The organism is Crocosphaera watsonii WH 8501, from assembly GCF_000167195.1.
Taxonomy (GTDB): Bacteria; Cyanobacteriota; Cyanobacteriia; order Cyanobacteriales; family Microcystaceae; genus Crocosphaera; species Crocosphaera watsonii.
On the sequence record NZ_AADV02000300.1, the window covers coordinates 1 to 2,490 of the forward strand.

Here is a 2,490-nt window from a genome sequence, read left to right on the forward strand (position 1 = left end):
CGGGGGAACATGAGCTGGTACCTTCACGGCGATCGTTGTTTTATAACCATAAAAAATAGTCAGTTTCATATAATGAGTCACTGACTTTAGCCGCTTTATTCATAGGATAATTTCTAATATAGAGAGAATAGTTAACAAAAATCCTTATTTTCCAGTTAAAGGGAGGTTATTCCTTAATTTGGCAATAATTTTAGTATTCATGGCTAACAGTAGAGACATCTTTATCTTAACCCAAATTACCAGGTATTTTAATTTACAATTAACCTCATCCTACCGTTACTTTCTCCATAATGATATAAAAAAGTAGTATGTTTTGTCAACCCCCATTCTTACGTTTTTTATTGAGAAGGATTCTCACACTTTTAGGGTAAAATTCGGATTTTTTGGTATAAGATGTTACTATACTACAATTATCACTGTAAAAAATACAGGAACACCTAAAAAAAGGTGGGTATTCCCACCTTTTACATTAACAAGTTTTAAGCTTCTTCCTCATAATATTCCGGTTGCTTTTGTTTTTGAGGAATATTTACAGGACGGGGGTTATAGGGTTCCGGTTCAACATCGTCATCCCAAATATCCCCTTGAACCTCATCATATTCGTATTCTTTTTCTCGAACGGGAGGTTCATAAGAAACAGGTTCTTCCCGTCGGGTTTCTCCCCAGTTATCCTCTTCGTAGTCATCCTCGTATTCTTCGTAACGAATGGACTCCTCACGTCGTCTAGGAGGAGGTGGGGTAATAGGTTGTTCCCAGGTATCTTCGTCCCAACGTTCTTCTACCACCTGTTGTTTAGCTTGTATAGGGGTTTTGATGGGAATACCAGTCCCCAACTGATTTTCAGGTTTAGCGGTTGGAGGAGAATAGAGATAGTCTTCGTCTTCTTTTTCCCAAGGTGCAGTGCCGATTCCTAATCTTTCTAACACACCTACCGTTAACTGGGTTAAGCGTTCTTCGGCCCCTTCAAAAACAATTAAACGGTTGGGACCACTACTAACTACCTCCTCCATAGATATCTCATAGGTACTGAGGACTTGATCCGGAATTTGTGGATAACCTAGAGAAGCAATGATGATGGAAGAGACTTGACCGGTTTCTAGGTCAAACTGAAAGTCCCTAACACGGCCTAGGGGCTCTCCTGCTTCTGTGATAACTTCTGAGTTAATCACAGGAGAGTAAAGATCAATGTCAACGGTTTCGATCGCATCTTCATTGTCCACTAAAATAACATCACCGATTTGCCGAATACTGGTAATGTAAATATACTGGGGCATACCAGACAAAGAAAGCATATTGTCCCGCAGTCCCAAAGCTACAACTTCTCGTTGATCGATATCCACTAAAATTTCTTTAACAACCCCTAGCTTTTTACCCCCCTCACGGGTGATTACTTGTGTATTAATAAATTCGTTACGTAGTCGGATTTTATCTGTGGTCATTGTGTCTTAGGTTAGATTTTGACTGTCTAGCAATAGAAGAATTAAATAACAGGCAGTTCGGTCTGATGATCAAGCATAATTTATAATCATAGCTTAATCTTACTGACCATCAGGTTTAGTCATTAATTTTACGAGTTTAATCACATTAAGGTTTTCTAGGAGTTGATCTTAGAATTTCAATGACTCTGCTCTAACTCCTATGTTCCATTCTAACCAATAGTTACCAGTTACCAGTTATTGCTCACTGTTCACTGTTCACTGTACCACCAAAATAGAACAGGGTGCATGATGAACCACATGGTTACTGACACTACCTAATAATAGTTCTGATAACCCACTACGACCCCGACGACCAACAATAATTAAATCAGCACCCCATTCCTTAGCCATAGCACAGATTTTTTCTCGGGGTTGTCCATAAGTATAGTCTGAGGTTGCTTTAACCCCCTGATTAACAGCTTGTTCCGTTAATCGTTTCAGCCAAGCTTGTAGTTCTACTAAATTTTCTTGGATTAATTTTTCTTCTAATTCCACCATTTCCTGGGTACAGATCGAGCCATATCCCGATATTTCTGAGCAAATGGGTAAGTCTAGCGTTCTTGTCAAATTTTCTTGGATAACCGTTACAATCATTAACTGACTACCTTGAGCTTTTGCTAGGTTTAAGGCAGTTTCAAAAACCTTTTTGACTGCTATGTTCTTCTCCTATTCCAACTAAAATTTTTTGATATGTGGGAGTACTGTATTGGTTCTAAAGCTGGGGATTCCAGACTTGTTGATCTCATTTTGTACTCATAGTCAACCGTGTTATATTTATCTTCTAATCTAAGATGAATATTTTGATTATGGTCATTTGGTGAAATTAATTCTAGTTTGAAACCGGCTCTTTTCCAAACAATTCAAGTAAGGTATACAGGCGAGCTATCCGACAAAGTTTGCTATACAGTTGAACCCTGATAATTCCCAAACANGAGTGCTGTTTGACCACACAGAATCTCCCATATAGGAGGAAGAGAAGACTCGCGTGATAACGGCGGTTTGTTTGCGCACT

At 38.8% G+C, this 2,490-nt stretch carries 2 protein-coding genes; both read right to left on the reverse strand.

Going from position 1 to position 2,490, the window contains the following annotated elements:
• Positions 1 to 479: 479 nt before the first annotated feature.
• A complete protein-coding gene (locus tag CWATDRAFT_RS31090) occupies positions 480 to 1,439 on the reverse strand; it encodes a PRC-barrel domain-containing protein (protein WP_007312778.1) in 960 nt (319 codons plus the stop codon).
• 255 nt (positions 1,440 to 1,694) lie between these two features.
• Positions 1,695 to 2,072, reverse strand: coding sequence for a universal stress protein (locus CWATDRAFT_RS31095; RefSeq protein WP_232287255.1), 378 nt, complete (start codon positions 2,070 to 2,072; stop codon positions 1,695 to 1,697).
• Positions 2,073 to 2,490 lie beyond the last annotated feature (418 nt).